This is a genomic window from Paraburkholderia sp. JHI869 (assembly GCF_038900775.1).
GTDB lineage: Bacteria > Pseudomonadota > Gammaproteobacteria > Burkholderiales > Burkholderiaceae > Paraburkholderia.
On record NZ_JAYMSC010000005.1, the window covers coordinates 284,948 to 309,686 of the forward strand.

Genomic DNA, 24,739 nt, shown 5'->3' on the forward strand with positions numbered 1-24,739 from the left:
TTAGAGCAAACTTGCCTATGGCTGTATCTCGATTAGACGCCGAGCGATGTGGAATAACTGCCAATTTTTGGAGATTCCTGTGGGTTGGACACCAGTCGAGTCAATCGATAAGGCCGCGGCACCTCGGCCGATCAAGGTACGGGCGCAATCAGTACCTGCCCGTCACTATTTCCCAGAGCACGCTCACGACTGGAACCAACTTGTCTACGCGGTCTCCGGGGCCCTGATGGTGAACACTGAAGGTAGCTCCGTTGTCATTTCATCTGCGGAGGCTGTTTGGCTTCCGACGAGGTTGCGACACAGGGTTGGATCGTTGCTGGGGGCTGAATTTCGAAGCTTATGGGTCGCAAACAATGCTGCCGTCGGTCTCCCTTCGAAAGAGCCAGCCGTATTTAGCGTTTCTCCGCTCCTAAAGGCACTCATCGTTGAAGCTACGGCGATCCAGGGCGAAGAGTGTTCAGACGGTTACTCTGGGCGAGTAACGCAACTGCTCCTCGACCAATTGCGCCGCTCGAAGCCGCTTCCCTCTGCGGTTCCATGGCCGCGAGACGTGGGTCTCGCATCGCTTTGCGAGACTCTATACGTGGAGCCGGCGGATACGCGGAGTCCGGCGGAATGGGGCCGGCTTCTGGGTATATCCGAGCGCACACTTGCGCGCCGATTCGCAGCGGAAACAGGAATGAGTCTGCGCTCTTGGAAGAGGCGGATGCGGCTGTTCAGAGCCGTCGAGCTACTGGCTGGCGGAATGGGGGTCACACGTTCTGCAATGGAACTCGGCTACGGCTCGACCTCCGCATTCGTATATGCGTTTCGGCGAGAGATGGGGCGCAGTCCGCAGGCGTATATGCGTGGGCGTGACGTCGACGACTCTCACGGGTTCGCCGACACGAGCACCGAATAAGCCATCTACTGCTCTTCCTGTGCGTAGCAGTCTCGCTTGTCCATCCCAGATGGGCGCTGCGGAACTGGCCCCCCACCATCGCAATCAAAAAGCCTCGACCGGAGCAATCCAAATTTCTCCGATTTGTGAAGAAAAGTGAAAAGTCCGCGCCGGCGAGGAAATAATAACTTGGGTACCCTATGTGCGATGCGAAGAATTGACGTCAGCGGAATGTTGCCCACGAGTTGTATGGCGTTGATCTGAATGGCGCAAGGCTAAGCAAGGAATTCTTGAGGCGAAGTTTTTCTTTCAGCGTCTCACAGTTTATATGCTTTGCAGGCGCGTTCGCGAAGGGCAACAATGGCGATGCCAGAGGAAGATGTTGTTGTGACACGGAGAGAAATGGCCGAAATGCGGAGCAGTTTTCAAGTGAATAGAAAGGAGAGCGAATTGTTTTACCTTCAAATTACGTTGAAAGTTTCGGCAGAGAATAGACCTGCTGCGGCGCAAGTGTATGCCAAGTACAAAGAGCCGTTCTTGAGCACGATAAAGGGAGCTAAGACGAAGGAACTCCTGATTCGTGAAGAGGACGTGCAGGTTCTCCACGGCTTTGATGGCCGCGAAGCGGTGGACGGCTATCTCGAAAGCTCGCTTTTTAACATGGATGTCGTCGAGAGCCTCAAGCCGCTGCTGGGCGACGCTCCAGAAGTCCGGATTTATCAGGTCGGTTGAACTTTTTTTGATCATGGACGGCACTACTGCTAAGCGCCGTCCGAACTGGAGAGCAAATCATGATGCAAGACTGGAATAAGTACCGCGATGCACTCGTTGTTCGTGCTGCCGAGTTCGGCAAGGAAAACCCGGAAGTTCCTCGCGGTATGGCAGCACTGCAGGGAGCCGCGGAAAAAAGCGGCACGCTTGAGCCAAAGATTCATGAACTGATCGCACTTGCTGTTGCGGTCACTACCCGTTGCGATGGCTGCATCTCGGTTCACGTCAAGAAGGCCGTCGAGTTCGGCGCGACCAAGCAGGAAATCACGGAAGCACTGAGCGTTGCCATTGCGCTGAACGCTGGCGCTGCAATGGTCTACTCATCGCGCGTTCTCGAGGCGCGCGCACAGCTGGAAAACCTGTAAAAGAAACGGGTTACACGGCCTTGCAGGGCACGAGGAACGTTTGTGCTCTGCAGGGGCCGTTCATCCGCGCAACCCACAGATCGTATGATGTTGCGCAACATCGGCTTCGTAGACTCAGCTCCTTTCCGGTGACCGTTCAGGGCGCTTCGCCGTACCATGCGGCGGTACACGGTTACGGTTGTCATTGCCTGTCGGGATGAAGGTAGACGGCCTCGAAGCCTCGCTTTCATCTGTCATGACACCTGGTAGTTTCCCTTTCCTCCAGATTCATTTATTCGTCGCGGTGCGGCGCCGCAATTCTTCGCTCGACGCAGAATTCGAGATCAACGGTAGCGCCAGGCCCCGATGGCGTGGGTTCGTAGCGACAGTTGATGCCGTTATTCGGTACGATTTCGCCGCGCAAATAAAGTTGGCGGCAAAGATTTTCTATCCGGCGCCAAAGAAAATCTCGCGTGGCGTGATGCGTAGCACGTGGGATAGTACGAACCGAGCAGTTGCAGGGTGATGTAATGAGTGTCTCATCTTCCGCACGCTCGTTCAGATGACTTTTCCATCTGTCATGTCGGGAGGCAAAACGAGCCAACAGGCGCGACTTGCTTCGGAGCGTGGCGGAGTTCGGCGGAGTCGGCACCTCGCTTGTTGTATCTGTCTTAAATGGCAGGCTGCTCTATGAAAAGCTTCGCGTCCCTCACACAGATTACCGTCTTTGTCCGAATCGCGGAATTGGGGAGTCTGTCCGCGGCGGGACGGGAACTCGAACTGTCGCCTTCCGCAATCAGCAAGAATCTTTCCCAGTTGGAGGAGCACCTCGGCGTTCTACTCGTCAAACGAACGACCAGAAGTTTGACGCTCACCGACAGTGGCCGCGTAATTTTTGAGCGCGCGAGTGGAATTCTGGCTGATCTCGAAACTACCCTCGACGCTGCTCGACACTCAAAAAACCTGCAAGGGAATCTACGATTGACGTGCTCCATGGCTTTTGGAGCGAAACAGTTGACTCCGGTTTTGGGGCGTTATCTTGACGCCCACTCTGAAGTCAGTGCCTCGATCTCACTCGACGACCGTCTGACAAACCTGGTCGAAGAAAATTTCGACGTGGCGGTTCGCATAACTAGCAGAACAGACTCAAGCTATGCGGCGAGAAAGTTAGCCACGATACATTGGGTCTATTGTGCGGCGCCCGGATACCTTGATGCAAATGAGTCTATTCACAAGCCGGCTGATATTCGGCGGCACAGGTGTCTGACGCATCCCGCAATGACGACCGAAGGGGCGTGGACGTTTCGTGGCAAAAACGACTCACAGACAGTCACGATTCGCTCAGTGCTTGATTCGAACTCCAGCCTCGCATTGCATGAAGCTGCGCTGCAAGGAAAGGGGGTCGCTTGCCTTCCGACGTATGTGGTCGCCTCGGACATTCTTAAGGGCGCGTTACAGATAGTCTTGCCGGAATATTGTCCGGCGGAAACGCATACTCTTTACGCGATGTACTACCGGACGAAGTACGCAAACGCTTTGGTGCGTAGTTTCATTGATTTTGTTGTTGACGATATCGGACGGATTCCTCCATGGGATAGAGAGCTCGGAGAAGTGGTGGATTTCTCGGTTTCGGATTGTCCTGCCTAGTCCCGCATCTTTGCGGCATATTGGAACGATTGGAAGCGCTGAAATACGCCTCCGCCGCAAGAACGTTCATCAACGACCAATGGAAGTGCTGTGAACAATTTTCAGGAATCACCGACCTTTAGCATGTCGAGCACGACGGGTGCGTATTCATTTGACAAGGTTTTGGACCGAGAGGATACGAACTCACTGAAGTGGGACTCTGGCCGAAGACTTCTTGAGCCAGACGAAGTGGAGGCAAAGCCGTTACCCATGTGGGTAGCGGATATGGACTTCAAAGCGCCGCCGCCGGTAATCGAGGCGCTCGAGGATGCTGTCAAATTCGGAGTCTTTGGCTATCCCGCGGGCGCGACCGACAGTTATGTCGAGGCGGTCATCCGCTGGCAGCAAAAGAGGTTTGGATGGGACGTAGATAAGAAGTGGGTGCTTCAGACCAGTGGGATCATCACCGCAATCAAGGTGGCGATACAGGCGTTCTCTGCGCCGGGTGATTCGATACTCATCCAACCACCGGTCTACGCGCATTTTCACGATGATGTGACAATGAACGGGCGACGTCTCGCCTTGGCGCCTCTCGAACGGACCGAAAGCGGATACCGCTTGAACGTGGAAACGTTCGAGAAGGCCATTCGCACTGGTACAAAGCTCTTTATTCTGAGTAACCCCCACAATCCAACGGGAAATGTGTGGTCGAAGGAAGAGCTGACGGCAATGGGAGAGATCTGCCGCCGCCATGGCGTGATCGTCATCTCAGACGAAATTCACCAGGATTTGATCCTCAATCCGACGAAGAAGCACGTACCCTTTGCTTCGCTAGGACCGGCTTTCGCCGATAACTGCATTACCTGCACCGCGCCAAGCAAAACCTTCAATCTGCCGGGTCTTCAGAGCGCAAACCTCTTTGTTTCCAACGTTCGGATCAGAGAAGAGTTCCGGCGACAGTATGACCGAAACATGTACCTCGCAGTGAACTCGCTGGGCATGGTAGCGGCCGAAGCAGCCTATGCGCATTGCGAATCGTGGCTCGAAGATCTGCTGGTATACGTTCGCGGAAATCATGCACACTTCCGAAAGGCCGTGCAGGGCGTTACCTCGAAGATCGAAGTACTGGAAACCGACTCGCTTTATCTCTCCTGGATGGACTGTCGAGGACTTGGGATGAGCGCCGACGAGTTGAACAGTTTCATGCTGAAAAAGGCTCGGCTCTGGCTTGATAAGGGGCAGAAGTTTGGCATCGTTGGCCATGGCTACATGCGTGCAAACTTGGGGTGTCCGCGGGCTACGGTCGATAAAGCGATCCAACGCCTCACCACCGCTTTGTCGGAACTCTGAGCGCCTTCGGTCGCGGATTGCATAGGCGTAAATCCAGTAGTTGGGCGGCAGAACGCGAGAACTGACGGCCGACCTTTGATGCAAATAGGGCTTCTGAGTCGCGCCCGTTCGTGTCGCACAATTTGGCGTGGCTACGCCTTTGATGGTGCGGTCAATATCGTGCTATGCGATCGAATCTCTTGCCGCATGCATTTGCGCGACTCCTGTGAGGATATAAGTTGAGAAGTTTTTCTTTTCATCGAAGTAGAATAACTAACTTGCAAGCGTGATTTGCGATCGGCACGATTGAAGCTATTCAAGTGGTTTTCGAGATTGAACGTTGAGCGTGCGTTGACAGCGCCAAAGCTCACCGCGCCACGCTTTTGGTGCTTTAAAAATTCAAGGAGGCAGAGCATGAAAGTTACACGTATCGAAGTACTCCAAGCTGATCTTTCCGGCCGGGACAGCATGGCGTCCTGGAACGTGGTGCTGGCGCGTGTGCACACAGACGAGGGTATCAGCGGGTTGGGCGAGGCGGGAATGGCGTATGGAACTGGCGCTCCCGCGGTCGGGCCGATGATCCTCACGCTTGGAGAGCGGTTCGTGCTCGGAGCTGACCCGTTCCATACGGACACGATTTGGGAAAACCTGCTTCGGCGCTCGGTGTGGGCTGAAGGCGGTGGCCCGGTGGTATTCGCTGCCATCAGCGCGATCGACGCCGCGCTTTGGGACATCAAGGGCCGAGCTCTTGGCCAACCGGTGCATAGGCTCCTCGGTCGGAGTACACCCGAGCCGCTGCGCTGTTATGCAAGTCAGTTGCATTTGGGTTGGGGCGAAGATGGCCAATGGGTTGGTGAGCCCGCGCAGTTCAGGGATGTCGCGGCGCAAGTGCGCGGCCTTGGGTTCGACTGCGTGAAGGTGAATCCGATCATGACGGATCATGACGGCAAGAAGGTAACTGCTGGGCTCCGAGGGCTTTTGACCCCGATGCAACGTGGTCTGTTCCGTAAGCGCATGGAGGCCGTTCGGGAGGGCTTGGGGCCAAACGTCGACATTATTCTTGAGCTGAATTCGATGACTTCCACGGTCGGCGCACTGCAGATCGCCGAAGTTGTCCGTGATTTGAACATTCTGTTCATCGAAGAGCCTACCCACCCGAACAGTGAGCACGCACACCTCAAGGTCGCACGCAAGTCTCCGATTCCGCTTGCAACCGGTGAGCGACTCTACACGCGTTGGGGCTTCATGCCGTACCTCGAGGCTGGGGCAGTTGACATGATCCAACCGGACGTTTGCTTGGTTGGCGGGATCAGCGAAGCGTACCGAGTCGCACATATGGCTCATGCATATGATGTCGGGGTGCAAGCACACGTGTGCGGCTCGCCACTGGCAACCGCAATTGCACTGCAGTTTGAGGCAGGAATCCCGAATTTCGCCATTCACGAGCACCATTCCTACGCGACGCGCCCAGCGAACCGCGAGCTGTTTGAGGAGGACCTTCAGCCCGAGAATGGGAAGTTCACTGTGCCGACTCGTCCCGGCTTTGGTATGACGTTGAGACGCGATGCCGAGGAGCGCATGACCAAAGCAGGAGTCGAACTGCGCACGTGATTCGGCAGCGCTCGTGTATGTGCCGAGTCGCTGGCGGCAATGTGCAAACGAGGAGGGAAGACTCGCGGAACGAACGGTTGGCGCTGTGCGGTATATCGGCGGAGCGAGGCAGGTTAGCCGTCTCGGCAGATGATTACCTACGGCAGGACGCAAGTCATCAGGTTTGATGCCGGAATGACGCGTCTTGACGCGTCACACAAGCGAGCTTTCCTCTAGCTTAGGTAGGAGAGAGACAAAGAATGAAGTTAGTTTTTTTTGGCAAGTTCGCGCGTGAAACGGTTGGTGGCGCGATTGCGGCGGTGCCGGACGTCCTGTTGAGCTACGCAGAAGAGGTAAGCGAGCTTGCCGAGGCAGTGGTTGACGCAGAGGGGCTTATCCTCGTCGGACCTGCATTTTCAGCGGAGGTAGCGGCTGCGGTGTCTGGCGCTCCCAAACTTCGATGGATACAAACGCTCTCCGCCGGCTATGAGAACCTGCAGCGTTTTGGAATACCACGTGAAGTGACCGTCACCAACGCAGGCGACTCGTGGGCGATCCCAGTAGCCGAGCATGCAATGGGACTCTTGCTTGCTCTCGTAAAGCATTTGCCGGAAGCGGTTAAGCAACAGGAACGCCGGGAATGGGGGCGCCATTTTGCACCCCAAATGAGCTCGCTTCAGGGCCGAACTATGGCATTGGTGGGCTTCGGCGCGATCGGGAAGGCTGTTGCGCAGAGGGCCAGGGCTTTCGGCATGGACATCATTGCGGTAACACGTAGTGGCAAGCCATCTGAACTTGCGAGTCGTGTCTACCCGACCTCCGAGTTGAAGTCGGCGCTAAAAATTGCCGACGTGGTGGTCGTCGCCGTCCCGTCACATGGCGACACAATGAACTTGATGAATGCGGAGACGCTTCGGGCGTGCAAAGCCGGGAGCATCCTCATCAATGTTGCTCGCGGAGATGTCGTTGATCAGGACGCTCTTGGAGATGCGCTGCATTCCGGACACCTTTCCGGCGCCGGGCTGGATGTCACGAACCCCGAGCCCTTGCCGGAGACGAGCAGCCTTTGGGATGCGCCGAATTTGCTCATTACTCCGCACGTCGCTGGAGGCGGGAATTTCGTGACAAACCGGCTTGCTGAACTTGCCGTCGAGAACGTATCGCGCCAACTGCGCGGTCAGGAGTTACGCTGCGTTGTGATAGCGGGGAAGTCTAAAGATGCGGGCCGTGAGTCTGCCCACCATACACGAAGTGCGCTTGCAAGCTAGCGCGACAGAGAAACTGCGTGAGTGGAGATCCTGTTCGGAAACAGGCAAGACTGCCGGGAGATTGATCCCTCTCTGCAATCGGACCGGGCAAACAGAAGCTTCCTGGCATTGCACATTCCTAGTGAGATTACCGGTCCGCGAGGGCTCGGTCACCCGGAGCTTTGCAGCATCGGTAGCGGACTGTGCGTTGATGTTTCCCACTTGAGGAGATCGCCACGCATCGTCGGCGTTCTTCGGTGCGTACCTCGGGTTCCACGACGCAATGAAGGGCATCGTTGAACATCGTGGACCGGTTCATCAAGCGAGGGACGGCATTCGATCGCACCCTTCCGATCTTTATTGCCCTCGCTACGGTGGTGCTCCTCACTGGATGGTTCTCGGCCGACATTTCCTCGATGGCCCTTTTGCAGTGGACAGCTCCGAATCGTGCCTTGCCTGATTCCTTGCTACCTCGTGTGGCGAGTCCCAGCGTTGCAAAAATTTCGTTCGGCAAGCGTTATTTTTGTGGCCCCCGCGGGATTGCTGCTGATCACCACAACATTCTTTAAGTTGCTTGAGCACTAAGACATAGAAGTGCTGGACGAGATGCCTGGAAGTACGGCGACGCCTCTGCTTGAGCAGGGGCGTTTCCTTTTCAGCAAGTAACCCGCATCGTGGAGTTGGAGTCGGTGGGGAAAGTTGAGTTCGGCCGAATTGTGTCAAAAGTTTTGCTTTCAATAGCACAAACTTTTTCTAGCTTGCCGCAGCGAATATCACCGCAGAGAATGCGACGAGATTGAAGGTATGCGCGCAATCAACACTCGATCGCGCTGATTCCTTAAGAGCGGCCTGCGGTGTGGTAAGTGACGCCGGGCATGATGATTCTTGGCTGACGTTGCTATCACGGCAGGTCACCGCGCAGGAACCCTATGAACGACCGGGCGGCTATTTTGCCACCGGCGATCCACTGCGTGGCGCTCTGTCAGTTTCGAAAAAAGTCCAATGAAGGAAAGCTATGAGTCACCAGGAGGAGCCGCGCCGTCGTTTCCTACGACAAGTGCTGGCCATAGTGCCCGCAGCAACCGTTGCTACCGGCGCGACGATCACGCAGTCCGCGTGTGACAGCAACAGTGGGCACCGGGAGGCGAGGGAAGATGCCGCTGACAACAGCGCGCGACACCACCCTACGTTCTTTACGGATGTCGAGTGGATTTTCATACACGCGGCGGTAGACCGGCTGATCCCCGAAGATTCCCTTGGGCCAGGCGCGGTCAAAGCGGGTGTCCCAGAGTACATAGATCGCCAGATGGAGATGCCATACGGTCATGGCAAGCTCTGGTATATGCAAGGTCCCTTCCACACGGATCAGGCTCCGGAGATGGGCTATCAACTGAATCTCACGCCTCGCGACATCTACCGCAACGGTATCAAGGAATGTGACGAGTACTGCGCGAAGCAGTACAGCGGCAAGGCATTTTCCAAACTCGACGTGGCGACGCAAGAAACGGTTCTGCACGCGGTCGAGAAAGGCCAGGTGCACTTCGAATCTGTTCCGGCGAAAGTCTTCTTTTCGTATTTGCTCGCCAATACAAAGGAAGGGTTCCTTGCGGACCCGATCTATGGCGGGAACAAGAACATGGTCGGCTGGAAGATGGTGGGCTTTCCGGGCGCAAGAGCAGACTACATGGATTGGATCGACCAGCCCGGGGTTAAGTACCCGTACGGGCCGGTTTCGATCGACGGAAGGCGGGGGTAAGCGGGCGTGGCAATCAAGAAAGACAAAGTCGACTGCGTGATCGTGGGGCTGGGATGGACAGGCGCGATCCTAGGTCAGGAGCTTACGGACGCGGGCCTTAACGTCGTCGCCCTGGAGCGTGGTGCGATGCAGGACACTGCGACCGATGCGCAATATCCGAAGGTTATCGACGAACTCAAGTACAGCGTTCGTGGAGCGCTGTTTCAGGATCTCTCAAGTGAAACGGTAACGGTCCGACACGGGATTAACGATCTGGCAGTTCCATATCGGCAGCATGGTTCATTTCTTCTCGGTAACGGAGTGGGCGGTGCAGGGTTTCATTGGAATGGGATGCACTATCGGATGCTTCCCGAAGAGCTGCAGCTGAGAACACGCTACGAAGAGCGCTACGGAAAGAAGTTCATTCCCGAAGGCATGCAAGTTCAGGATTTCGCCGTGACCTACGACGAAATGGAACCGTTCTTTGATTACGCAGAGAAGGTATTTGGAACTTCAGGGAAGGCCGGTAATCTGAACGGCAAAATCGACCGCCGTGGTAATGCGCTCGAGGCCAAAAGAAGCAGTGAATATCCGACGCCTCCGTTGAAGAATGTGCTTGGCGCCTCGCTGTTCGAAAAGGCTGCGCGCGAAGTGGGGTTCAATCCTTACCCTGCGCCAGCTGCGAATGCGTCGCAACCATATACCAATCCATACGGTGTGCGTCTCGGACCTTGCAATTTTTGTGGGTTCTGCGAGGGCTATGGTTGTTACATGTATTCGAAGGCTTCGCCGCAGACGACGATTCTCCCCGTCCTACTGAAGAAGCCAAACTTTGAGTTGCGCACGCGTTCGTACGTAACGAAAGTTCTGCTTTCCCCAGATGGGAAGCACGCTACGGGCGTAACCTACTTTGATGCGCAGGGCCGAGAGGTCGAGCAACCTGCGGATCTCGTCATTCTGGCTGCATTTCAGATGCATAACGTCCGATTGCTGCTGCTCTCGGGCATCGGTAAGCCGTACGATCCCATTACCGGCGAAGGCGTTGTCGGCCGCAACTACGCATACCAGATGAATGGAGGTATCAGTGTCCTTCTGCCGAAAGGTACTGAACTGAACCCATTTGTCGGGTCGGGTGCCGGTGGCGTTGCGATGGATGATCTCAATGGAGACCAGTTCGATCATGGTCCTCTCGGGTTTGTCGGAGGTGCATGTGTGCGGCACGTTCGCACGGGCGGTCGTCCAATCAAACAGGCGTCGCCCGTTCCCGGTACGCCGTCGTGGGGTAGCGGCTGGAAAGCTGGCGTCAAGGATTCTTACCAACGCTCTATGACGATTGGGGTAGCGGGCTCGGTGATGCCGTACCGCGACGCCTACCTTGATCTCGATCCAACTTATCGGGACAAATTCGGCCAGCCCCTGCTGCGTATGACGTTCGACTGGCACGACAATGAATACGCCATGTTGGACTACATCGGAACGCGTGTAGAAGAGGTCGCGAAGGCTATGAAGCCCGAAAAGACATTCCGACACATTCGTACTAAGGCCCAACGATACGACACTCGCATTTATCAGTCGACGCATACGACTGGCGGTGCCGTGATGGGAAGTTCGCCGGAAACCAGCGTTGTAAATAAGTATCTGCAAAGCTGGGATGTGCCAAACGTATTCGTGACAGGTGCTTGCGCCTTCCCGCAAAACATGGGGTACAACCCGACGGGAATCGTCGTTGCGCTCGCCTACCACGCGGCGAAGGCGATTCGGGAGCAATATTTGAAGAATCCGGCCGAACCGCTGGTTCAAGCTTGAGGTCGGGCAATGAAAAAATCAACCATAGCAATTGCCTTGTGGATATCTGCAATGTTTGTGTGCGCGACGTGGGTCGCGCGCGCTGGGGCGCAGGAGGCCGGCGCGACGGCGACAACGGGCAACAACGGAGCGTCGCGCAGCGCGATGGCCGGCAGTGTCGCTGACAAGGCGTTGATCGAGAGGGGGCGGTACCTCGCCGCCGCCGCGGACTGCATTGCCTGCCATACAGCGAAAGCTGGTAAGCCCTTTGCGGGTGGCTTCCCGATCGACTCACCAATTGGGAAGATCTATTCGACGAACATCACGCCGGAAAAAGAGACGGGTATTGGCGAATATACCTTTGAAGATTTCGACAAGGCGGTGCGTCATGGTATCGGTCGGGATGGCTCGAGCCTATACCCCGCCATGCCCTACGTGTCGTATGCGAGAGTAAGCCCATCGGACGTCAAGGCGCTCTACGCCTACTTCATGAATGGCGTCGCACCGGTTTCGCAGGTGAACAAGGCGCCGGATATTCCTTGGCCGCTGTCGATGCGTTGGCCGCTGCGGTTTTGGCGCCTCGCTTTCGCGCCTGAAGTGACGAACGAAGAGGCACCGATTTCGTCTGCCCAGGTCGCACGGGGCCGTTATCTTGTCGAAGGTCTTGAGCACTGTGGCGCTTGTCATACGCCGCGCGGTGCCGGGCTTCAGGAGAAGGCACTAACCGACGACGGAAAGCAATTCTTGTCGGGTGGTGTCATTGACGGCTATTTGGCAAAGAACCTTCGAGGCGACAAGAAGGACGGGCTGGGTAACTGGAGCGAATCCGATATCGTCGCTTTCCTGAAGAGCGGCCGGTCGGCCCATGCCGCTGCATTCGCAGGGATGACGGAGGTCGTAAGTGATAGTACCCAGCACCTGAGCGACGCTGATCTGAGTGCAATAGCCGCCTATCTCAAGACACTTGCGCCAGTCGTCACGTCAAACACCACGCTTTCCGCGAACGCTACGGCGGCTACAGCGCTTCGCGCGGGAACGGATCACGGTAATGGTGCGCTTAGTTTCGTGGACAACTGTGCGGCTTGCCACCGTACGGCAGGATCGGGATACGACAGTACGTTCCCCACGCTGGCACTGGCGAGCGTTGTCAATACGGAAGACCCCAGCTCGCTCATTCGCATTGTGCTGCAAGGTGGCGAAATGCCGTCAACGAAATCTGCGCCAACCCACTATGCGATGCCGGGCTTTTCCGACCGGCTGACGGACCGCGATGTTGCAGACGTTCTAACGTTTGTTCGCTCGAGTTGGGGCAATCACGCGCCAGCGGTAACGGCCGAACAGGTGGCGAAAGGACGCAAAGCTGCTGGCTTAGGCTCTCAGCCTGCAAGACCGGAGAACAATTGATGAGCTAAGCGAGGCGCCGCTGCAAAGAGCAGCGCGTCTCGCTGGCGGCAAACACCGAAAAACATAACGGGGAAAATGCTCGAAGCAATTGGAGCGGATCCTTAATGTCTGTATCAAGGAAATGCACTTTTTATCGGCTCATCCATTTTGTTTCGGGAGTCGCTGCTCAGCTTATGAGGACGCTTCTTTAAATAGCCATTCACGAAATGTAGCGAGCCTCGCGACTGACGCCATTTCGGGGCGGTAGACAATGTAGTAAGCCAGGTCCGATGTAAATGAGATATCCGGGAATAAGCGTATGAGTCGACCGGCCGCCAGATCGTCTTTCGCCATAACTCCGCGGGCGAGAGCGACACCGCGTCCTTCTGCTGCGGCTTGAAGTACAGCCGCCGAATTATTGATGCTCATTCCTCGAATGTTCGCCGTTATGTCCTCAAGGCCGACCTTGCGCATCCATGCAGACCACGTGGGAAATCCTGGATGCCCTTCCATGGACAGGTCATGAATGAGCGTTTCGCGACGCAGATCTGCGGGCGTCTGCAACCGGCCGGGACGTGCCAATAACTCCGGAGAGCAGACGGGATAGGCCTCTTCCTCCATTAATTTGTCTGCGGTGAGATCGGGCCAGCTGCCAGCACCATATCGAACTCCGATGTCGATTCGCTGCGCGACAAAATCAACGGGTTTGAGGGACGTATCGAGTCTGACGTCTGTGTCGGGACAAGCATCCTGGAAACGATGAATTCGCGGGAGCAGCCACTTGGCTGCAAAAGCTGGGCTCACGGCTACGGTAAGCATTCCGGTGGCCGCACCTTCCCGAAGTCGTTCTACGCCGAGCGTCAGACGCTCGAAGCCGGCCCTGATGTCGGGTAGGGCGCGCTCCGCCGCTTCGGTTGGAACCAAGCGCGCTCGACCGCTCGTCGTTCTATGGAATAACGGAATGCCCAACCACTCTTCAAGGGTTCGAACGAGTTGGCCGACAGCTGCAGGGGTGACATGAAGCTCCGCTGCTGCTGCCGAAAAGCTCTGGTGACGAGCGCTGGCTTCGAATGCCCGCAACGCGTTGATGTGTAGGGGAGCTTTCATCGAATAAGTTTTTCTTTCAGTTAGAGACATAATATCTCGTTTGCCCGCTATGCGGAAACAAGCAACAATGAATCAGAAGGGGTTCTGGGTGGACGCATCACGGGTAGTTTTGCTTTGTATGAGGTAAAGACTTCACAGTCCACGTTCCGTTGGACTAGTTGACACTGCGCTGGGTAGTGGTTTGGTCCCGTTTGTTGTGAGCCAGCTTTTCCAGGGACCAGCATCCGCCGATTGACCAGATTTGTTGTCATCCGTGCGGGTTAGGCGCAGTTTTCGAACTCGCAGCCCGTGCAGTTGACGCGATAGTCATCGACGCATACGGCGGCCTTCATGTTTCTGGTGACAAGCGCTCGATCGTATGAGCGAGGGAAGAGCAAAGAGGCATAGCTACGCAGTATAGACAATGGCCGTGTTCGTCACGGCGCACTGCGTACGCCGGCATATTGAGTTTAAGCACTTCACATTTATGAAATTCAATCCGTCAGTCGCTCGTCTGGCTTTTGCGCAAGCACTTTCTGGTGCCAATTCCACAGTCGTTTACGCGACCGGCGCGATCATTGGCAATATGTTGTCGCCACGACCTGAGCTGGCAACGCTTCCCATTTCGCTTTTCGTTGTTGGGATGGCGTTATCCACTCTGCCAGTTGGTTCATTGACGCGCCGTTACGGGCGGCAAGCGGCTTTTCGAACAGGTAACATCTGCGGCGTGCTGGTCGGGCTGCTTGCGTGTGCAGCGCTTGTAGTTCATTCATTCGCGCTGTATTGCATAGCAATGCTGTTCGGAGGAGCGTATGCCGCAGTCGTGCTGACGTTTCGATTTGCAGCAGCTGAGTGTGTTTCACCCACGGAGAAACCGCGTGCGCTGTCGATGGTGATGGCAGGGGGGGTCGCGGCCGGGGTGGTCGGACCGCAACTGGTGTCATCGACTATGAACCTGTGGTCGCCTCATGCCTACGCGGTCACCTACGCGGCTGCCGCTGGTGTCGCTGTCTTGTCGGCAATTGTTCTGCGTGGCGTCAAGTTCCAGCGGGAAGTCGCGGGTGAAAGCACTCGTGGTGGGCGCTCAGCGAAGGAAATTCTCCGTCAACCTCAGTTGTTGATAGCAATGGTGTGCGGCGTCGTAAGTTACATGACGATGAACTTCATGATGACGTCGGCGCCGTTGGCGATGGAACTGTGCGGTATTTCGCGCCTCTATGCGAACTATGGCATCGAGATGCATGTGATCGCGATGTATGCGCCGAGCTTTTTCACGGGGCGGCTGATTGAGCGATTCGGAGCGTTCGCGGTCGTCCTCTCGGGGCTGGCTCTGACGGCGCTGGCCGCCATAGCAGGGTTTAGCGGAGTAACCGCGCATCATTTTTGGGTGGCGCTCGTATTGCTCGGCCTCGGTTGGAACTTCGGCTTTCTCGGGGCGTCCGCGATGGTGCTCGCGAGTCACACTCCTGAAGAGGCCCCACGCGTTCAGTCGATTAACGATTTCGTTGTCTTTGGCGCGATGGTGATCGGCTCGTTCGTCTCCGGAAGCCTTCTCATGAGCTTCGGGTGGGCAACTGTTACGTCGCTAATGCTTCCCCCAATCATCGTCTCTGCACTCGCTTTGGTCTGGTTGTTGTGGGGGAGGGTCGGGGCAGTGCAACATCGCTAACGCGACTTTGGGCGTGTAATTCGCGGTTGTTCAATATCCAGGCAATCTCCGAGCTTCGCGGTTGAGAATTGCTGATAAGTCGGACGCTTGTTCCTGCTATCAGGTACGCGGTCCGACTTTTGTCTTTTGTCGGCGCTCTATCGCTGATGAGTCAGCCACCAGAGTTGGCCATTTCTTGCAGCTGGAGATGCTTGGGAGAACTTTGGCGCATAAATTTCCTATGACGGTCGGGCCGCATTCGTTGGATGGCATGGCGCTGGCGGGGCTCGGATCGACCTCGACTTGCGGCATAGATTTTCTTTTAGCTTGGTACATTTAATCTCGTTTGTCTGTGGGCCGGAAGGGGACAATAATTGGCACAGATTCAGGTGCCTTGTAGCTGTACTTGCAATGAAGGTACAGTAAGCCGGCCCCCGAATAAGGATAGTTAACCTACTAGGTACGCGCCTTTAGCGGTGGTGTCCGCCGTCTCATCACGGGTCACTGGAAAGCGATGTGTCGCACCGTTTGGTAGCTGTTGGTCTTAACCCTGTGGCTTGTCAGAAAGGATATCAACATGAGTAACGAGTTCAACGGTAAGAAGTTGCTGGTCATTGGTGGTACCAGCGGTATGGGCTTTGAAACGGCACGGATGGTTATGGCATCGGGTGGCCGTGCTGTGGTCGTTGGGAATCGCGCCGAGAAAGCCGAGCAAGCGCAAAAGGAGCTGAGCGCGTACGGGGACGTGACGGCGTTGATCGCGGATCTCTCCAGCGAGGCGGGACTGGCTGCGCTTCTGAAGACGATCGATGAAAATCACAAAGACGTCGATCTGCTCGTTAACGCAGCAGGCGTATTTTTCCCGAAGCCGTTCCTTGAGCACCAGGAGGCGGACTACGACCAGTACATGAAATTGAACAAGGCGTTCTTCTTCATCACGCAAAAGGTCGCTGCGAACATGGTGAGCGCCAATCGATCCGGTTCAATCGTCAACATTGGTTCGATGTGGGCGAAGCAGGCGATTGCAGCAACGCCGTCGTCCGCATACTCGATGGCGAAGGCGGGCTTGCACTCACTAACGCAACATCTTGCGATGGAGCTTGCCTCCAAGCACATTCGCGTCAACGCGGTCTCGCCGGCAGTTGTATCTACACCGATTTACGAAGGCTTTATCCCGAAGGCTGAAGTGCACGGTGCACTCCAGGGCTTCAACAGCTTCCACCCCATTGGTCGCGTTGGTACTCCGCAAGATGTAGCGGAAACGGTGACGTTCCTGCTGTCGGAAAAGGCAAGCTGGGTTACGGGCGCAGTATGGGATGTGGATGGTGGCGTCATGGCAGGCCGCAACTAAGGCGCTGGAAGTTTGCTGCTCAGCTCCCTGGTTAATCTTGAGGGGGGGCGAGCAGCGCGGTGCTAAATGGACTTGCGATCGAGGGCACGTTCTCGTCATGTAGTGAGTTGGCAGTGTGAGGCGCTTCCAAACATACAGAACTCTCAGCTCCGCCGTGATGTTCCGCTTAGGGCTTCGTCTGCTGATTGCTCGTTGGCGATTTGAATAATAATCATGCTGATTAATTCCGATTTTTCCCGGCGCGCCGTTGTGGCGCGCGAACAATACCAGTGGATCGCTTCACCCCAGCTCGGTGTTGAGCGCGTGATGCTCGATCGTATTGGAGCCGAGAAGGCGCGTGCTACGAGTATCGTGCGGTATGCGGCCGGGTCCAGCTTTCCTCACCATGTGCACCCGGGTGGTGAGGAGATCCTAGTGTTGTGCGGGACGTTTTCCGAGGGCGACAAACACTATCCGGCAGGGTGGTATCTGCGTAACCCACCGGGCTCAAGCCATCAGACAGCAAGCAACGAAGGCGCGACAATTTTCGTTAAGCTGTGGCAGATGTCGGTTGAAGACACGCATCGCGTTCGCGTCGACACGCGAGATCCACAGCGCTGGCAGCGTGAAGGCGATCGTGAGATCTGCATGCTGTTCTCGAGCGAAGACGAACGGGTTTGCCTTCAGCGTCTGCTGCCGGGGGCACGTCTGTTTGGCGATTCGATTGACGGAGCCGAGGTGTTAGTCGTGGATGGCGAGGTGATCGATGGCGCCGAGTCATACTCGCGCGGAAGTTGGATCCGCCTCCCAGGAGGTAGCTCTTCAGCGATCGTAGCAGGGTCTAGCGGCGTCACCTACTATCTGAAGACTGGTCACTTGAGCGCAGCGGTAGGCGCATAGGCTAGAACGAAGGTGTAGGAATCATTGCGCGAGATTAAAATTAGTGAGCCCTAACGCTCCCAGCTGTTTCGACCTCGTTCATTGTGAGCCGCGTCTATGCCGATCTCGGCGACCTGCTCAAATCGCGCCTCGGCGACGCGGACCACCATTGCCACTCCGCACGGACCACCCTTGTGCACATCAAGCGAATTTCCATCACGTCTCTGCTTCTTTCGTTCCCGTCGTACGGTGGACATGAGCATTCACCGTGCTCGCGAAGTTGCGTCTCAGCGTTTTTCTGGTGGCCATTTTCTGGCGAGAGCCCAAAGATTCAACCGCGAGTCCGTGCGACTCGCGCGCCTGAAACGATTGAACGCAGAAACGAAGAATCTGCGAGTCAGGCCAGATGTATCGCGGTGTGGAAAGCGTCTTCGGCGCACACGGGAGTTCGGTTGGCGGTGGCTCACGGAAGACTGGCTTCCTTGAGACTGGATTCAAGTTGAAGTGCGCGGCGAACGCATCGGGTCTAGAAGGAGAATCAGTCGGAACACCAAAATCAATAAGAGTTCGATCGGAATTGGTCACTTTTTCCAAGGCGTCACAAATCCATACACCACAATTCAAAAATATTTCGGGCAACTACCGTTGCGAGAGAATTCTTGCCACCTTAAGCTAATTCCAATGGGTTGACGAAGTCCGTCTGTCGAAAAAGCGAATCGCGTGTGGTGTTACGCGTTCTCCTTGCAACGACAGGAGCGCCCCCATAGGAGATCGCGAGGTCGCATGTATCGCGAGATATCGCAAATCCATTACATGAGAGTGGTGGAGACATGGCAAATGTTAGTGGCGGCAGCCTGCCGTTGAGTGAAGGTTCTGTGCAGCGTGTTCCGTTTACATCGTACGACGCCGGCTGGGTCGTTCTCTGTATCGGCATGGCAATCGGATCCGGAGTTGTATTCATGCCCCTGCAAATGGGGGTCAAAGGATTTTGGGTTTCAATCGCCGCTTTGGCAATTGCATATCCGGCAGTCCACTATCTATCGAATCTTTATATAAAGTCGCTATCTGAAAGCGGTCAGTGCAAGGATTACACGGGAATTATTACCGAGTACCTTGGTCCGAACTGGGGTATTGCCCTTAGCGTTGTGTATTTTATTACGCTGACGAAGGCGATGCTCGTTTATTCGACGACAATTACCCACGACAGTTCGTCCTATCTTCAGGTATTTAACGTCACCCACGCGTCGCTGGCCGCAACATACTGGTTTCCGCTTTGCGTCATTGCGGTTATGGTCGCGATTGGGGCGCGCGGAGAGAGACTGCTTTTCAAGGTGTCTGGCCCACTCATTGTTACCAAGCTCTCGATCGTTGTGTTCCTCGGCCTGTCGATGATCCCGTACTGGAGCTTGAAGAACGTGAGCTTCGTGACGTCGAGTGGCGCGCTGTCGTTCGTCCGGGATGTTCTGGTTTCGTTGCCGTTTGCGGTGTTCTCGATTGTATATATCCAAATCCTGAACCCCATGAACGTGGCATTCAGAAAATTGGAGTCCAACCCGGCGATCGCCACGTATCGTGCCTTGCGCGCAAGCAAGGTCGCGTATTTCATCCTCATCGCGAGCGTACTGTTCTTCGCATTTTCATTCCTGTTTGCGACTAGCGCGGCGGATGCCAAGTATGCCGTGTCGCAAAATATCTCGGCGCTGGCGTTGTCTGCGCGTGTGATTCCTGGAGATACAGTCAAGATCCTCGCGACCATCCTCAATATCGTTGCGATCCTGACGGCTTTCCTTGGCGCCTACCTGGGTTTCCACGACGCCATGAAGGGTATGGTGGCGAACATCCTGGATCGCTTCATGACACGTGGACCGCGCTTTGAGAAAGTTCTGCCGTTCGCCATCGCTGCGGCGTCCACGGTGATTCTGACCTGCTGGGTTTGGGCGAATATCTCGTCGATGGCGTTGCTCCAATGGACTTCGCCCACGTTTGGTCTGGTGTCTTGCATCGTCCCTTCATACCTGGTATGGCGTGTGCCGGCTCTGAAGAAATTCCGGTCGGCCAGTGTTGTGTTTGTCGCATTCGTCGGAATCATGCTGATGAGTACCCCCCTCTTCAAGCTTCTCGAACACTGATAAATAGTGTCGATCAAGTTGTGAGAGCGGTGGCGGGAATGCTGAAAACGTCGATGTCTATTCGACGACAGCATTCCCGTTTTCTCTCGCAAATAGTATTCGAATTTCTATCCTTCATTTGAGGCCCATCGCCGAAGCTTCGACGAAGAGTGTAGTTTTTGTGTCTGAACGCCGCACGAAGGGCTTGTGAGGCGCAGTGAGCGAAGATGCCATGACAAACAATTTCTATTCGGCAGGCATAGATCATCTCGCTTGTGTGCTCCACTCCGTTGACGCAGACTGCTCGGCGTGGGACTCCGCGTCGACGGGGTGTGCGTTCGATGCGTTTTCGCTGTCATGCTGGCCTAGGTTGCGAGGTACCGCAGGCGTGTCTGTCAATGAAGCCGTCGGATACCGCTCCGAGCTTCGTTGCAGGGCACCCTATAAGGCTCGTCGTTGTTGGCTCGGTTTGTCGGTACATGTGGTGATCTAGGAGAATGTGGTCGTGGCATTGCAACGCTTTAGTCATTGCAGTCATTGGGGGGCATACTCGCTCATCGTCGACGACGGGCGTGTAATCGACGTAGAGCCTTTCGCGGGGGATCCTGCCCCGTCGCCGATTATCAAATCGGTGAAGTACTGGGCCGATTCGAAATACCGCATTCAACAGCCCATGGTGCGCGAACGTTGGCTGAAGAATCGCGGAGCGAGTGACCGTAGTCCAGGCGACAAGTTCGTTCCGGTCTCTTGGGAGACGGCACAGCGTCTTGTCGCCGAAGAGATAAGTCGCGTTCGGGCGACGTTCGGGAATCGTTCGATCTTCGCCGGATCATACGGCTGGACGAGTTGTGGGCGATTTCATCATGCGTCGTCCCAGCTTAAGCGTCTCCTGAATCTGGTAGGCGGCTATACAGGGCACGTTGACACATATAGCACGGCGGCCGGCCCTGTTATCTTGCGCCATACTCTTGGCGACTCGGAAGCATGCAGCGGCGGGGCCACGACACTGGACGCTGTTGCTGCTCATGCGCAGACGGTGGTCGTCTTTGGTGCATTGTCACCACGTACGGCGCAGAGCGAGGCAGGCGGAATTGCGCGCCATCAGCTAGAAGGGCACTTGCGCGCGATGGTCGAGCGAGGTGTTCGCTTCGTTTTGATTTCGCCTCTGAGAGACGACCTTCCGGAATGGGTGCCGGCCGAGTGGTGGCCGATTCGACCGAATGCCGATACCGCAGTGATGCTTGGTTTGGCGGGCGAAATTGTTGCGGCGGGCCTCCACGACAGCGAGTTCCTCGCAACGTACTGCAGCGGTGCAGATCGTTTTCTTGATTACGTGGCAGGAAATGCAGACGGCACACCGAAGAACGCATCATGGGCCGCGGCAATTGCGGATCTTGACCCGGATCGTTTGCGCAGTCTTGCAACGCAACTTGTTGAGACTCGTTCCATGCTGACGGTCAGTTGGAGCCTCCAGCGCGCTGATCATGGGGAGCAACCGTATTGGGCCGCTCTGGGACTTGCTGCCGTCATTGGTCAAATCGGCCTGCCTGGCACGGGCGTGGGGTACGGTTACGGGTCTCTGGGTGGCGTTGGGATGCCCGTCGCATTGTCGAGTTCGCCGGCGTTTTCGCAGGGATCGAAGGCGATCAGCGACTTCATACCGTGCGCTCGAATTGCGGATCTTCTTCTCAATCCGGAAACGACGTTCACGTATGAAGGGCGAACGCACGTCTATCCGGATACGCGCCTTGTCTATTGGGCAGGCGGCAATCCTTTCCATCACCATCAGGATCTGAACCGGCTGCGCCGTGCATGGACGCGTCCGGAGACAATCATTGTGCAGGATCCGATGTGGACTGCGACTGCGCGTCGAGCCGATATTGTGCTTCCTGCCAGTACGTCAATAGAGCGCAACGATATCGCCGGGAGTCGTCGTTCGGATCATCTGGTGGCAATGCATCAGGCAATTGCGCCCGTCGGGCAAGCGCGAAGCGACTACGACATCATGCGAGGAATTGCAGATCTGCTTGGTGTGGAGAGGGCGTTCAGTGAAGGGCGCGACGAGATGCAGTGGATTAGACATCTGTATCAGATATCGCGCAAAGACGCTTGGGACCGATTCGACCATTTGCTTCCGGAGTTCGAAGAATTTTGGGAGCGCGGTGTAGTGGAGGTTCCGAGCAGGAAGGACTTCACATATCTTGGTTCTTTTCGAAAAGACCCAGAAGCACATCCATTGTCAACGAGCACCGGGCGTATTGTCCTATGGAGCGACGTCCTCGAGCAGCGTGGGTACGACGACTGCCCTCCACATCCGGCGTGGGTTGAACCGGCCGAATGGTTGGGGAGTGCCGATTCGACGCAGATGCATTTGATATCAAGGCAGCCTGTCGGCAAGCTTCACAGTCAACTGGACGATGCGCCCGTAAGCCAGGCTACGAAGCGTGATGGTCTCGAGCAAGTTTCGATGCATCCGAACGACGCGCTTCGGTTAGGTGTCGAGAACGGCCAGACGGTCCGCCTTTGGAATGATCGCGGACAGTGTCTCGCGAGCGCGAAGATTGTCGGCGATATTCGCCAGCGTGTCGTCGTGCTACCCACCGGAGCTTGGTATGACCCGGAGGACGATTCTGAGAACCCGTTGGATCGCTCCGGAAACCCGAACGTGCTAACGCTCGATAAGGGAAGCTCCAGCTTTGGCCAGGGGTGTGCGGCACACACCTGCCTGGTTAAAGTCGAGCCTTATCGTGGCGGTGGGGAGAAAAGGGATCGTGAGATTGCTGGTCAGGACGAGAATGTGGCACCTGATAGATTGGCCATAGCGTGAGGGTCGCCTGGAAGACAGCAGTCGGCCGTTTTATGGGCATTTCACATCACATAGGCAGCCAAGGCTATAGATCACGGGCGCACGGGGATGGGTCAGCTATCGCACATAGCTGACCCATGAAACGGACCTCGCCGAAAAATACTGTTGATAAGACGGTCCGCTAGGACGCTCTGGCGTCAAAATTTGACAATTGGGGTCTGCGCTTGAGTCGATAAAGCGAGATTTCTAAAGAATTTAAATTGGATGGAGCAAACCTCCGTCGGTCAATTGCTATTTTTTTTCATATATCGAGAGAAAAGATCTCGATGGATATTTATTTCCGGAGTAAATATCGTATTTACAAATAGACATAAAGTTTGGAATTTCCCGTGCCGATAAAGCATATTCATGGCTGTGTTTGCTATTTGTGCAGCGCGCTAGGAACTCCCTGTCACAACTGTAAGCGATTTCACGATGCTAACCAACCGTATGTCTATCAACGGCCGCCTTCTTGCGGCGATGTTGTTTCTTAGTGTCCTTTTGGTAATCGTCGGCGGACTTGGAGTCGCTGGGATGATTGCGAGCAACAACGCTAACCGTCGTACATACTCGGAACAGCTTCCGAAGTCGATTGCGGTAGGTGAAATGACCATTATGGTTGGTCGCCAGCGAACATCCCTTGATCGCGCTGCAATCAATCCGGGCTCGTCTGACGCGTCCAAGATGTACGGTAAGGATACGGAGGTGAAAGCGGTGGCCAGGACCGCATGGAACACATACCTTTCCTTGCCTCGCGATGCTGAGGAGGATCGGCTCGCGGCCGACGTAACTAAAGAACTCGATGAAACGCAGGCGGAATTGCAGCGCTTTCGCGACGCCACACAGCGCGCCGATCGTGATGAAATCCTTAAGCTTATGGTCAGCGTCGGAGAGTTCTACACGCGCATGCAGGAGGCCGCTAACAAGCTGAAGACATATCAGTTCGAACAATCGAAACAACAATATGAAACGACTGAGCACCACTACCAAATTCTGCTTGTGAGCAGCGTCGCGGCGATTTTTTCAGGACTATTCGGGGCCATCGGAAGTTGGTACTTCCTGCGTAAGGCGATTTTGGTCCCGGTAAATGACGCGATCGAGCATTTCGGGCAGATCGCAAAGGGGGACTTGAGCTGCACCATCGAGGCGCATTCGCGAGACGAGATGGGGCGGATGCTTGGCGGTCTCGCCGCGATGCAGTCGAATCTGCGCCGCACGGTACGGTCGCTAACAGAAGGCAGCACAGCCATTGCCTCTGCGACGCGGCAGATCGCAGCGGGTAATGCGGACTTGTCGGCGCGGACGGAGTCACAGGCCGCGTCGCTGCAGGAGACGGCGACGAGTACCGAGCAGTTGTCAAGCACGGTGAAACAAAACGCTGAGAATGTGGAGCGAGCTAGTCAACTCTCGACTTCGGCGTCGCAAATTGCCCAACGCGGGCATGACGTTGTCACGCGCGTTGTTAAAACTATGGGTGAGATTAGCGAGAGCTCTACGGCGGTTGCTGAAATCACGTCAATCATCGAGGGGATTGCTTTCCAGACCAACATTCTTGCGCTCAATGCCGCGGTGGAAGCAGCTCGGGCGGGCGATCAAGGACGAGGGTTTGCTGTGGTGGCGGGTGAGGTGCGTACACTTGCACAACGATCCTCGTCGGCAGCGAAGGAAATTCGTGAATTGATTGCAGGTTCCTCCTCGCAAATCGAGGATGGCGCGAAGTTGGTTGGCGAGGCGGGCACCACTATGAGTGAGTTGATCGATGCCGTCACGCGAACGAACGTGATCATGGGGGAAATTGCATCTGCCACTCGAGAGCAGAGCCACGGCCTAAGCCAAGTGAGCATCGCGGTGAGCAACATGGATATCGCTACGCAGCAGAATGCGGCGTTGGTCGAGGAAGCTGCGGCGGCCGCTGGCTCCCTTGAGGATCAGGCGCGAATGCTTGCTAATACTGCAGCGCAGTTCAGGCTAGACAGATCGAGCACCTCTGCCGCCGGGAGATAGTTCGTCTCGCGCGAATCTAGCCGTTGCGACTGCGCCGCCGCTGGCCATCGATTCTTTGCTCTTGACTCGCAAGCTGGGCGCAATTGTGTTTTGTGCCAGATGCTTGTCTATTTCCAGTCCCATGGATTTTCCTTGCGCGCCTTTCTCGG

At 55.8% G+C, this 24,739-nt stretch carries 18 protein-coding genes; 17 read left to right on the forward strand and 1 reads right to left on the reverse strand.

Annotated elements, in window-relative coordinates; translation table 11 throughout:
- Nucleotides 1–46: 46 nt before the first annotated feature.
- The 11 genes from VSR72_RS12435 to VSR72_RS12485 all read left to right on the forward strand — a co-directional run bounded on the left by VSR72_RS12435 (nt 47) and on the right by VSR72_RS12485 (nt 12,711).
- Nucleotides 47–901: a helix-turn-helix transcriptional regulator gene (locus VSR72_RS12435; protein ID WP_342952664.1), complete on the forward strand. Its 855-nt coding sequence runs from the start codon at nt 47–49 to the stop codon at nt 899–901.
- 429 nt (nt 902–1,330) lie between these two features.
- Nucleotides 1,331–1,612: a hypothetical protein gene (locus VSR72_RS12440; protein ID WP_342952728.1), complete on the forward strand. Its 282-nt coding sequence runs from the start codon at nt 1,331–1,333 to the stop codon at nt 1,610–1,612.
- A gap of 59 nt (nt 1,613–1,671) precedes the next feature.
- Nucleotides 1,672–2,016 carry a carboxymuconolactone decarboxylase family protein gene (locus tag VSR72_RS12445; RefSeq protein WP_342952665.1) on the forward strand — a complete coding sequence of 115 codons (345 nt, stop codon included), beginning with the start codon at nt 1,672–1,674 and terminating at the stop codon, nt 2,014–2,016.
- A 669-nt stretch (nt 2,017–2,685) separates the two neighbouring features.
- Nucleotides 2,686–3,642, forward strand: a complete 957-nt coding sequence (locus tag VSR72_RS12450; protein WP_342952666.1) for a LysR family transcriptional regulator — start codon at nt 2,686–2,688, stop codon at nt 3,640–3,642.
- Between the two features lie 123 nt (nt 3,643–3,765).
- Complete coding sequence (locus tag VSR72_RS12455) at nt 3,766–4,971, forward strand: MalY/PatB family protein (protein WP_342952729.1); 1,206 nt, start codon at nt 3,766–3,768, stop codon at nt 4,969–4,971.
- A gap of 393 nt (nt 4,972–5,364) precedes the next feature.
- Nucleotides 5,365–6,561, forward strand: a complete 1,197-nt coding sequence (locus tag VSR72_RS12460; RefSeq protein ID WP_342952667.1) for a mandelate racemase/muconate lactonizing enzyme family protein — start codon at nt 5,365–5,367, stop codon at nt 6,559–6,561.
- Nucleotides 6,562–6,800: 239 nt separating this feature from the next.
- The gene (locus VSR72_RS12465) at nt 6,801–7,808 is read left to right on the forward strand and encodes a D-2-hydroxyacid dehydrogenase (RefSeq protein ID WP_342952668.1); all 1,008 of its coding nucleotides are present in this window, start codon (nt 6,801–6,803) and stop codon (nt 7,806–7,808) included.
- A 275-nt stretch (nt 7,809–8,083) separates the two neighbouring features.
- Nucleotides 8,084–8,356, forward strand: coding sequence for a hypothetical protein (locus VSR72_RS12470; protein ID WP_342952669.1), 273 nt, complete (start codon nt 8,084–8,086; stop codon nt 8,354–8,356).
- Between the two features lie 446 nt (nt 8,357–8,802).
- Nucleotides 8,803–9,543 carry a gluconate 2-dehydrogenase subunit 3 family protein gene (locus VSR72_RS12475; RefSeq protein WP_342952670.1) on the forward strand — a complete coding sequence of 247 codons (741 nt, stop codon included), beginning with the start codon at nt 8,803–8,805 and terminating at the stop codon, nt 9,541–9,543.
- A gap of 6 nt (nt 9,544–9,549) precedes the next feature.
- Entirely contained in the window at nt 9,550–11,328 is a 1,779-nt protein-coding gene (locus tag VSR72_RS12480) for a GMC family oxidoreductase (protein WP_342952671.1), read from the forward strand.
- A gap of 144 nt (nt 11,329–11,472) precedes the next feature.
- Complete coding sequence (locus tag VSR72_RS12485) at nt 11,473–12,711, forward strand: cytochrome c (RefSeq protein ID WP_342952730.1); 1,239 nt, start codon at nt 11,473–11,475, stop codon at nt 12,709–12,711.
- 171 nt (nt 12,712–12,882) lie between these two features.
- On the opposite strand, the gene gcvA is transcribed toward VSR72_RS12485, so the two are convergent.
- Complete coding sequence (gcvA, locus tag VSR72_RS12490) at nt 12,883–13,797, reverse strand: transcriptional regulator GcvA (RefSeq protein WP_342952731.1); 915 nt, start codon at nt 13,795–13,797, stop codon at nt 12,883–12,885.
- 466 nt (nt 13,798–14,263) lie between these two features.
- Between gcvA and VSR72_RS12495 the strand changes: the two genes are divergently transcribed.
- The 6 genes from VSR72_RS12495 (at nt 14,264) to VSR72_RS12520 (ending at nt 24,590) form a co-directional block, all read left to right on the forward strand.
- Nucleotides 14,264–15,445 (forward strand): MFS transporter, encoded by a 1,182-nt coding sequence (locus tag VSR72_RS12495; protein ID WP_342952732.1) that lies wholly within the window; start codon nt 14,264–14,266, stop codon nt 15,443–15,445.
- A 556-nt stretch (nt 15,446–16,001) separates the two neighbouring features.
- The gene (locus VSR72_RS12500) at nt 16,002–16,775 is read left to right on the forward strand and encodes an SDR family oxidoreductase (protein ID WP_342952672.1); all 774 of its coding nucleotides are present in this window, start codon (nt 16,002–16,004) and stop codon (nt 16,773–16,775) included.
- A gap of 213 nt (nt 16,776–16,988) precedes the next feature.
- A complete protein-coding gene (locus VSR72_RS12505; protein WP_342952673.1) occupies nt 16,989–17,654 on the forward strand; it encodes a cupin domain-containing protein in 666 nt (221 codons plus the stop codon).
- An 809-nt stretch (nt 17,655–18,463) separates the two neighbouring features.
- Entirely contained in the window at nt 18,464–19,762 is a 1,299-nt protein-coding gene (locus tag VSR72_RS12510; RefSeq protein WP_342952674.1) for an amino acid permease, read from the forward strand.
- Nucleotides 19,763–20,246: 484 nt separating this feature from the next.
- On the forward strand, nt 20,247–22,568 hold the full coding sequence (locus VSR72_RS12515; RefSeq protein ID WP_342952675.1) for a molybdopterin-dependent oxidoreductase: 2,322 nt from the start codon (nt 20,247–20,249) through the stop codon (nt 22,566–22,568).
- 453 nt (nt 22,569–23,021) lie between these two features.
- Entirely contained in the window at nt 23,022–24,590 is a 1,569-nt protein-coding gene (locus VSR72_RS12520; protein ID WP_342952676.1) for a methyl-accepting chemotaxis protein, read from the forward strand.
- The last annotated feature ends 149 nt before the right edge of the window (nt 24,591–24,739 follow it).

Bases quoted from the DNA above. Each gene is read 5' to 3' on its own strand.
- VSR72_RS12435 (WP_342952664.1), top strand. From the start codon at position 47: ATGTGGAATAACTGCCAATTTTTGGAGATTCCTGTGGGTTGGACACCA.
- VSR72_RS12445 (WP_342952665.1), top strand. From the start codon at position 1,672: ATGATGCAAGACTGGAATAAGTACCGCGATGCACTCGTTGTTCGTGCT.
- VSR72_RS12450 (WP_342952666.1), top strand. From the start codon at position 2,686: ATGAAAAGCTTCGCGTCCCTCACACAGATTACCGTCTTTGTCCGAATC.
- VSR72_RS12455 (WP_342952729.1), top strand. From the start codon at position 3,766: ATGTCGAGCACGACGGGTGCGTATTCATTTGACAAGGTTTTGGACCGA.
- VSR72_RS12460 (WP_342952667.1), top strand. From the start codon at position 5,365: ATGAAAGTTACACGTATCGAAGTACTCCAAGCTGATCTTTCCGGCCGG.
- VSR72_RS12465 (WP_342952668.1), top strand. From the start codon at position 6,801: ATGAAGTTAGTTTTTTTTGGCAAGTTCGCGCGTGAAACGGTTGGTGGC.
- VSR72_RS12475 (WP_342952670.1), top strand. From the start codon at position 8,803: ATGAGTCACCAGGAGGAGCCGCGCCGTCGTTTCCTACGACAAGTGCTG.
- VSR72_RS12485 (WP_342952730.1), top strand. From the start codon at position 11,473: ATGGCCGGCAGTGTCGCTGACAAGGCGTTGATCGAGAGGGGGCGGTAC.
- gcvA (WP_342952731.1), bottom strand. From the start codon at position 13,797: ATGAAAGCTCCCCTACACATCAACGCGTTGCGGGCATTCGAAGCCAGC.
- VSR72_RS12495 (WP_342952732.1), top strand. From the start codon at position 14,264: ATGAAATTCAATCCGTCAGTCGCTCGTCTGGCTTTTGCGCAAGCACTT.
- VSR72_RS12500 (WP_342952672.1), top strand. From the start codon at position 16,002: ATGAGTAACGAGTTCAACGGTAAGAAGTTGCTGGTCATTGGTGGTACC.
- VSR72_RS12505 (WP_342952673.1), top strand. From the start codon at position 16,989: ATGCTGATTAATTCCGATTTTTCCCGGCGCGCCGTTGTGGCGCGCGAA.
- VSR72_RS12510 (WP_342952674.1), top strand. From the start codon at position 18,464: ATGGCAAATGTTAGTGGCGGCAGCCTGCCGTTGAGTGAAGGTTCTGTG.
- VSR72_RS12520 (WP_342952676.1), top strand. From the start codon at position 23,022: ATGCTAACCAACCGTATGTCTATCAACGGCCGCCTTCTTGCGGCGATG.